General features: G+C 33.9%; 9 protein-coding genes. 7 read left to right on the forward strand and 2 right to left on the reverse strand.

The genetic code is table 11. From position 1 onward, the window contains the following. The first annotated feature begins 6 nt into the window (after nt 1-6). The gene (locus BLW20_RS14055; RefSeq protein ID WP_245725344.1) at nt 7-984 is read left to right on the forward strand and encodes a Fic family protein; all 978 of its coding nucleotides are present in this window, start codon (nt 7-9) and stop codon (nt 982-984) included. Between the two features lie 63 nt (nt 985-1,047). On the opposite strand, the gene BLW20_RS14060 is transcribed toward BLW20_RS14055, so the two are convergent. Beyond that, entirely contained in the window at nt 1,048-1,641 is a 594-nt protein-coding gene (locus BLW20_RS14060; protein WP_091102739.1) for a thioredoxin family protein, read from the reverse strand. Between the two features lie 44 nt (nt 1,642-1,685). On the opposite strand from BLW20_RS14060, the gene BLW20_RS14065 reads away from it, so the two are divergent. The 3 genes from BLW20_RS14065 to frr all read left to right on the forward strand — a co-directional run bounded on the left by BLW20_RS14065 (nt 1,686) and on the right by frr (nt 3,890). Then, a complete protein-coding gene (locus BLW20_RS14065; protein WP_091102742.1) occupies nt 1,686-2,477 on the forward strand; it encodes a patatin-like phospholipase family protein in 792 nt (263 codons plus the stop codon). A 128-nt stretch (nt 2,478-2,605) separates the two neighbouring features. Then, a complete protein-coding gene (pyrH, locus tag BLW20_RS14070; protein ID WP_091102746.1) occupies nt 2,606-3,310 on the forward strand; it encodes a UMP kinase in 705 nt (234 codons plus the stop codon). Nucleotides 3,311-3,326: 16 nt separating this feature from the next. Continuing rightward, nucleotides 3,327-3,890 carry a ribosome recycling factor gene (gene frr / locus BLW20_RS14075; RefSeq protein WP_091102765.1) on the forward strand — a complete coding sequence of 188 codons (564 nt, stop codon included), beginning with the start codon at nt 3,327-3,329 and terminating at the stop codon, nt 3,888-3,890. Nucleotides 3,891-3,965: 75 nt separating this feature from the next. On the opposite strand, the gene BLW20_RS14080 is transcribed toward frr, so the two are convergent. After that, the gene (locus BLW20_RS14080) at nt 3,966-4,862 is read right to left on the reverse strand and encodes a peptidase associated/transthyretin-like domain-containing protein (RefSeq protein ID WP_091102749.1); all 897 of its coding nucleotides are present in this window, start codon (nt 4,860-4,862) and stop codon (nt 3,966-3,968) included. A gap of 133 nt (nt 4,863-4,995) precedes the next feature. Between BLW20_RS14080 and BLW20_RS14085 the strand changes: the two genes are divergently transcribed. From BLW20_RS14085 to BLW20_RS14095, 3 genes are all read left to right on the forward strand, one after another. Continuing rightward, nucleotides 4,996-5,379 carry a DUF3060 domain-containing protein gene (locus BLW20_RS14085; protein WP_091102752.1) on the forward strand — a complete coding sequence of 128 codons (384 nt, stop codon included), beginning with the start codon at nt 4,996-4,998 and terminating at the stop codon, nt 5,377-5,379. Between the two features lie 68 nt (nt 5,380-5,447). Beyond that, nucleotides 5,448-6,197 carry a subclass B1 metallo-beta-lactamase gene (bla, locus tag BLW20_RS14090; RefSeq protein ID WP_091102756.1) on the forward strand — a complete coding sequence of 250 codons (750 nt, stop codon included), beginning with the start codon at nt 5,448-5,450 and terminating at the stop codon, nt 6,195-6,197. A gap of 6 nt (nt 6,198-6,203) precedes the next feature. Continuing rightward, on the forward strand, nt 6,204-6,758 hold the full coding sequence (locus BLW20_RS14095) for a YqiA/YcfP family alpha/beta fold hydrolase (protein WP_091102759.1): 555 nt from the start codon (nt 6,204-6,206) through the stop codon (nt 6,756-6,758). The last annotated feature ends 465 nt before the right edge of the window (nt 6,759-7,223 follow it).

Raw genomic sequence — 7,223 nt, forward strand, 5'->3', positions numbered from 1 at the left:
CAACTAATTTTGCCCTATTTGAAAGATTGCCCGTTTAGTAGTGATAAAATTTTAAAGTTTGTTGTTGCTATTTCCGAGAAATTGGGCGAAATCAATGCTACACATCTGTATAAACCACCAACTGAACTACGAAAAAAGAACCGTATTAAAACAATTCAATCTTCATTAGAAATAGAGGGTAACACGCTTACAGAGGAACAAATAACCGCATTATTAAATAACAAAAAAGTACTTGCTCCAAAAAAAGATATCACTGAGGTACAGAATGCAATTAACCTTTATAACAAGTTAAATGAGTTCAATCCGTATTTATTAAAAGATTTGGAAAAAGCCCACAAAATTCTCATGAACGGTTTAATTGATAATGCCGGAAAGCTACGCACTTCTAATGTAGGCATTGTAAAGGGAGCTAAAGTAGAACATATTGCTCCGAGTGGATCTATGGTAAAAGGTTTGATGAATGAACTTTTTAATTATCTGAAAAAAGACGAAGATATTATTTTAATAAAAAGTTGTGTATTTCATTACGAATTTGAATTTATACACCCTTTTTTAGATGGAAATGGCAGAATGGGAAGATTATGGCAAACACTAATTTTAATGCAGAAGTATCCTGTATTTGAGTATCTGCCTATTGAAAGTCTCATAAAAGCTAATCAGGATACTTATTACAAAGTACTTTCTCTATCTGATAAAACAGGAACTTCTACACCTTTTATTGAGTTTATCTTAGAGATTATACTTGAATCTTTAAAAAATCTTTTATCGATACAAAACAGAACACTTACAACGCCTGATAGAATTGAATTGTACAAGAATATTACAGGAAACAAAGAATTTAGCAGAAAAGATTATTTAATAAATTTTAAAGAAATTAGCGAAGCTACTGCAAGTAGAGACCTGAAATGGGGAGTAGAGCAAAGTATCTTAATAAAATCAGGAGATAAAAGACTTACAAAATATCAATACAAACATTTAAACTAAACAACTATTTAGTAAAAAAAAATCAACACAAAAAAAGGACTGAAAAAAATCAGTCCTTTTTTTTTATTTCAACAATTCCAATAATTCCGTTTGCAATGAAACACCTTTATCATTGTTGTACCAAATCTGGATACCTTCTTTAACTTTATCGTTAAAACCACCTTCTTGGTCTAACAAGCGTTTTACTTCAACCTGTGCAGTTGCAGGTCTTGGTCCCCATGTAAATAATTCAGTCTGCAAATCTCCAGAAACAGCAATTAATTTTGGGATGGAGCGTCCGCCATTGGTCAAATATTTCTGCATGAATTCATCATTGTCATCACGTAAAACCAATCGCAAATCAATGAATGGATTAATAGCCGAAAGCTTATTAAAAACCGGAACATGCTGTGCCGCATCGCCACACCAGCTTTCAGTAAGTACCAGCCAAATTTGTTTCTGGCTTATTTGTTTTACGGCAGCTTCTAACTGGGGAAGGATTTCCTGTGTTTTATCTAACCGCTTCATTCGTGCACGGTTTAGCTTGGTAAAACCGGTTAGCATCTCGTTTTGTTCGTGTCCGGTTGAAGCATTCTGGCTGATTTTTTCATCAATCAAATTTAAATAATCATTATACGACATCGAATTTTTCAATGCTTTTTGGTATATCGCCTGCATAATTTGTAATTTTATGCAAAAATAACGATTTAACGTTACAAACAATGAATAACAGCTCAACTGTTTTTGGATTAGCTCTTTCAGGCGGAGGTCACAAAGGCATTGCCCACGCAGGGGTGTTGCAATTTTTAACAGAACAGAACATTTTTCCGGAAATTATATCGGGTACAAGTGCAGGTTCTATTGTAGGTGGATTGTATGCCAACGGAATGACACCCAAAGATATTTTAAGTTTTTTTAAATCGGTGAATCTATTTAGTTGGTCGCATTTATCCTTCAGAAAAGCCGGTTTTTTAGATGCAGACCAGTTTGCACGATACCTTGAAAGAGAATTTGGCGACAAAACCATAAAAGATTTAGAGGTAGAATTATACATTTCGGCTACCGAAATTGAGCGGGGCAAATTGAAGATCTTTCACAAAAACACCAAAGTAGTTTCGGCAATTCTCGCTTCAAGTGCTTTTCCCGGCGTGTTTTCTCCGGTTGTGATCAACAACCGTATTTACAGCGATGGTGGTATTTTAAATAATTATCCGGTAAATACCATTCAAGGGCGTTGCGATTTTTTAATCGGCAGTAATGTCAATCCGGTGTTAATGTATAATCAAACCCGGTTTACCTCGATCAAATCGGTGGCATTACGGGCTTTTGAAATCATGATGATGCAAAATACTTTTCCCCAAAACGAATTGTGCGACTGGCACATCCAACCGGAAAAACTGGCAAATTACAGTACTTTTGAGACGTCAAAGAAAAGAATGGACGAGATTTTTGAGATTGGATACCACGAAGCAAAACAAAACTTTGAAAAAATCAAAGATAAAATAGTGTTTTGAGTTGAAAGACAAATGTCACAAAGTCAAACCTCATTCAACTTTAAACTTCACAGCTTTTAAATTAATTCTTACATAGATTTTTAAACAATAGCAAAAATGGTATATTTGCAAATAAATTTTTCCTCGAGATGAAATACAAAAGAATACTTCTAAAATTAAGCGGCGAAGCTTTAATGGGTGATAACCAGTATGGTATCGATCCTAACCGTTTAGCCGAATACGCACAAGAAATAAAAAAAGTTGTTGATTTAGGTGTTGAAGTAGCCATTGTAATTGGCGGAGGAAACATTTTTAGAGGTGTTGCCGGTGCAAGTAAAGGAATGGATCGCGTTCAGGGCGATTATATGGGAATGCTTGCTACAGTAATTAACGGTATGGCATTACAAGGTGCTTTAGAAGATGCCGGAATGCTTACCCGTTTGCAAACTGCCTTAAAAATTGAAGCTATTGCAGAGCCTTACATTAAACGCAGGGCTACGCGCCATCTTGAAAAAGGACGCATTGTAATTTTTGGTGCCGGAACAGGAAATCCGTATTTTACAACCGATACCGCTGCTGTTTTAAGAGGTATTGAAGTGGGGGCCGATGTTATCTTAAAAGGTACTCGTGTTGATGGTGTTTACACTGCCGACCCTGAAAAAGATCCGAATGCCGTTAAATACGAAACCATCTCGTTTGCAGATGTGTTAGACAAAGGGTTAAACGTAATGGATACTACCGCTTTTACATTAAGCCAGGAAAACAACCTGCCCATTGTTGTTTTCGACATGAATAAAGAAAATAATTTATTAAAAGTTTGCCAAGGCGAAACTATTGGCACAACCGTTTATTAACAGAAAATATACAGTTATGACAGAAGAAATTAATTTTATTATAGACGAAGCAAAAGAATCAATGGAGGGATCTATTGATCACCTAAAGAAATCCTTGTTAAACATTCGTGCTGGTAAAGCAAACCCACAAATGTTGGGTGCTGTTTTTGTAGATTATTACGGTTCGGCAACCGCTTTGTCGCAGGTAGCAAACATCAATGTGCCCGATCCGCGTACATTAACCGTTACACCTTGGGAAAAAAACATGTTACAACCTATTGAAAAAGCCATTATGGTTGCTAATTTAGGTTTGAACCCAATGAACAACGGCGATATGATTATTATTAATATTCCTGCATTAACAGAAGAACGCCGTAAAGATTTAGCAAAACAGGCAAAATCTGAAGCCGAAGATGCTAAAATATCTGTCCGTAACGCCCGTAAAGATGCCAACAACGACATTAAAAAACAGGAAAAAGAAGGAACTTCTGAAGATGTTTGTAAAGACGCCGAAGACCGCGTTCAGAAATTAACCGACGCTTACATTAAAAAAATAGATGAAATTTTTGCTGAAAAAGAAGCAGAAATCATGAAAGTATAATTTGAATTAAAAAGCCACTCTGTTTAGAGTGGTTTTTTCTTTGTTGAATAACCTTATAAATGATTTGCTTTTGATTTAATTGGTTAAAGTAAGTTCACACATAATCAATGGGTACTTTCCTTTATCAGTATGTTCTAATAAAAAACTCTGAGTGATATTTTCCCATTTATTTTTAGTTATAACATAGTACTTAATTAAAGATTGTTTTTGATCAGCTGTAGTAGTTGCTTTAATTGTTGGATTGTATCCTTTGCCCGTTTTTGTTTTTTTATCTCTCTCGCTATAATACTCATATTCGTAATAATTACTCTGAATGGTAAGCCATTCAAAAACTACAACAATACCATTTTTAGGAATCATGATATTGTACGGTGATAAATCGATTTTTGAGATTCGTTTTCGTTTTTCAATTTTACCAATTATCAATTCATCATGTAAAAGTTCTGTAGGGAAACCGTTTTCATCAGCTTCATAAATCTTAACTCCATATGTTGCTACTTTTTGTCGAGCATGTAATCGGAATGCTACTTCTTTTAAATATGGAGTTTCCTCTATTTCGTTATCAAAAGCAAAAAAACGTCCAAAACTCCAAGTATTTTCAATAATACCAGTACTAAAGCCAATTCTCTGTTTCGCTTTTTTTACAGATCCTACCTTAGTCTTCTTCGTTTCTAATTTTGGAACGATCACAATCTCTTCTAAAACTTCTCTTTTAGGTTCTAATAAAACAATATTGTTTAAAAGTTGTTGTTTAGGCTCATAACCTACGGCATCAAAAACAAAAGTATTTTTTAAAAACTCGTCAGGAACACCAAAGCTACCATCTTGTTCAGAATTTATTTTAAACAAACCATCAACTGTATAAACACTGCAATAAGCAATAGGATTATGTGTATCTTTATCTTTTACAAAATATGTTTTCTGTGCTACAGACGGCATCGTCAATAAAAAGAAAATCAATAATTGTTTCATAATTAACCTCTTAAAAATTTAATGTAAAAAACCAAAAATAAGTATTTTATTTATTTCTTTTTTTTAATCATTCCTAAAATATAGATTGTAATTCTGGCATTAAAATTGTATTTTTATATCAAAAGTTTAAATTATGAAAAAGATATTATCTGTACTTACTATTTTATGTTTGGGAATTATATCGGTTGACGCTCAAATAGGTAGTTCTTCATCGGTTGAAAAAAACACCACCACTCAAAAAGAAATTGTGATTGAAGGCGTGGGTATTACAAAAACAGTTGAAGCAACCGGTGACGAAGCCATTAGAATTGAAGGAACCAACAATAAAGTTACCATTACCGGAGCATGCAACACCATTAAAATTGAAGGTGTTGATAATACAGTTACGGTAGATGATGTTAAATCGGTTAGTATTGAAGGTACCGGTAACAAAGTAAACTACAAGAAAACATCGGCAGCAAACGGTAAATTATTAACTGCAATTGCGGGTGTAAATAACAAAATAACGAAAATTTAAGTCGTAAAAATCCGTTTCAAAATGTAAACGGATTTTTTGTTTTTGTATTTTTGGGTAAAATCTGTAAAATGAAATTTATCCAAACAATCCTTCTGATGTTTTTATCAGCGTGCATTTGCAGCTGTTCTTCATCAAAAAATCAATCAAAACATCAAATTGTTTATCAATCAGAAACATTGATAATCACCAAAATATCTCCTAATGTATATCAGCATACATCGTTTTTACAAACCGAAAGTTTTGGCAATGTGCCTTGTAACGGAATGATTGTTCAAAATAATAGCGAAGCGGTTGTTTTTGATACACCGGTAAACGACGAAATTTCTGAAGAGTTAATTCTTTGGATTCAACAAGATTTAAAAAGCAATATAAAAGCGGTTATTCCCACCCATTTCCACGATGATTGTTTGGGCGGATTGAATCAGTTTCACAAACACCACATTCCATCGGTTGCTTTTTTTAAAACCATTGAAATTGCAAAGGAAAAACAACTTCCTGTTCCACAAGAACATTTTGACGAATCATTAGAAATGACTGTTGGCAATGAACGGGTTCTGATTGATTTCTTTGGCGAAGGACATACAAAAGACAATATTGTGGGATATTTTCCATCTGAAAAAATTCTTTTTGGTGGCTGTTTAATCAAGGAACTAAACGCAGGGAAAGGAAATTTAGAAGATGCTAATGAAAAAGACTGGCCACAAACGGTAAAAAATTTAAAAGCTGCGTATCCTGAAATAAAAACCATTATTCCGGGGCACGGCATGTCAGGCAACAACAGTTTGTTAGATTACACCATTAGGCTTTTCTCAAAATAATTTAACATGCAGTATATATACATTCACGGTTTTGGAACAACAGGTGCCGGCAGCAATAAGTTTAAAAAGATAAAAAATTATGCCGATGAAAATGGAGCGGTTGCCATAGCATTGGAATGGAATGAATTTCAAACAGATATTATCTCACAGTTAACCCAACAAATAAACGACCAGGTTGATATAGAAAAACCTTTTTGTTTCATTGGTTCTTCAACCGGTGGAAATTTTGCATATCAGTTAATGGAACTATTTTCTGGCAGTAATGTAAACGCTTCATTTATATTGATTAATCCGCTGTTAAATGTGGTACAACGAAAAATAGACAATCATTTATTTACGGTGCAATTGGCAAATCAATTAAAAAATCCATCTGAAAATTTATCAAACGGCTTGATTATCTTGGGAGAAAATGATGAAGTTTTAGATTATAACTACACCCATCAACATTTGCATAAAAACAACCAGATAATTACCGGCAAGTGGAATCACACGCTGAGTAACCTTGAAACCGATTGTTTTATTGAGTTGATTACTACTTTTACCAATAATAATTTGAAATAAATTAAACTTTCATTTTAAAAAGATGTATATTTGTTACGGTAGTTTTTGTCATCATAATATGATGATTATGTTCGAAAAGACAGGTTTTCACCTGTCTTTTCTTTTAAATTATTCTTTTACAAAAAAATATTTTTTTTCACTACTAAACGGGCAATCTTTCAAATAGGGCAAAATTAGTTGTTAATCTATTGAATATCAATACATCTTTTTAGTTTCCCCAAAACCCACCTCCCCCTTATTTTAGAACAAAGAAGTCTGAAGGCAGGGTGATTTATTTCGCTTTTTTCGTTTTTGGTATGTCCTTCGGCTATTTTGCACCATCCAAAACACATCAACGTGGCTGATCAGGTGTATTCTGACCAATGCAGCAATGGTTGAAAACGCTTTTTTGCTTTCCGATTTCACTTTCAATACCTGCATCAGCAATTGTGCGATGAGCGTACACCAGATTTGGGTTTTGATGCC

It is taken from the genome of Paenimyroides marinum, from assembly GCF_900108395.1.
Lineage (GTDB): Bacteria > Bacteroidota > Bacteroidia > Flavobacteriales > Flavobacteriaceae > Flavobacterium > Flavobacterium marinum.

Bases quoted from the DNA above. Each gene is read 5' to 3' on its own strand.
- BLW20_RS14060 (WP_091102739.1), bottom strand. From the start codon at position 1,641: ATGCAGGCGATATACCAAAAAGCATTGAAAAATTCGATGTCGTATAAT.
- BLW20_RS14065 (WP_091102742.1), top strand. From the start codon at position 1,686: ATGAATAACAGCTCAACTGTTTTTGGATTAGCTCTTTCAGGCGGAGGT.
- pyrH (WP_091102746.1), top strand. From the start codon at position 2,606: ATGAAATACAAAAGAATACTTCTAAAATTAAGCGGCGAAGCTTTAATG.
- frr (WP_091102765.1), top strand. From the start codon at position 3,327: ATGACAGAAGAAATTAATTTTATTATAGACGAAGCAAAAGAATCAATG.
- BLW20_RS14080 (WP_091102749.1), bottom strand. From the start codon at position 4,862: ATGAAACAATTATTGATTTTCTTTTTATTGACGATGCCGTCTGTAGCA.
- BLW20_RS14085 (WP_091102752.1), top strand. From the start codon at position 4,996: ATGAAAAAGATATTATCTGTACTTACTATTTTATGTTTGGGAATTATA.
- bla (WP_091102756.1), top strand. From the start codon at position 5,448: ATGAAATTTATCCAAACAATCCTTCTGATGTTTTTATCAGCGTGCATT.
- BLW20_RS14095 (WP_091102759.1), top strand. From the start codon at position 6,204: ATGCAGTATATATACATTCACGGTTTTGGAACAACAGGTGCCGGCAGC.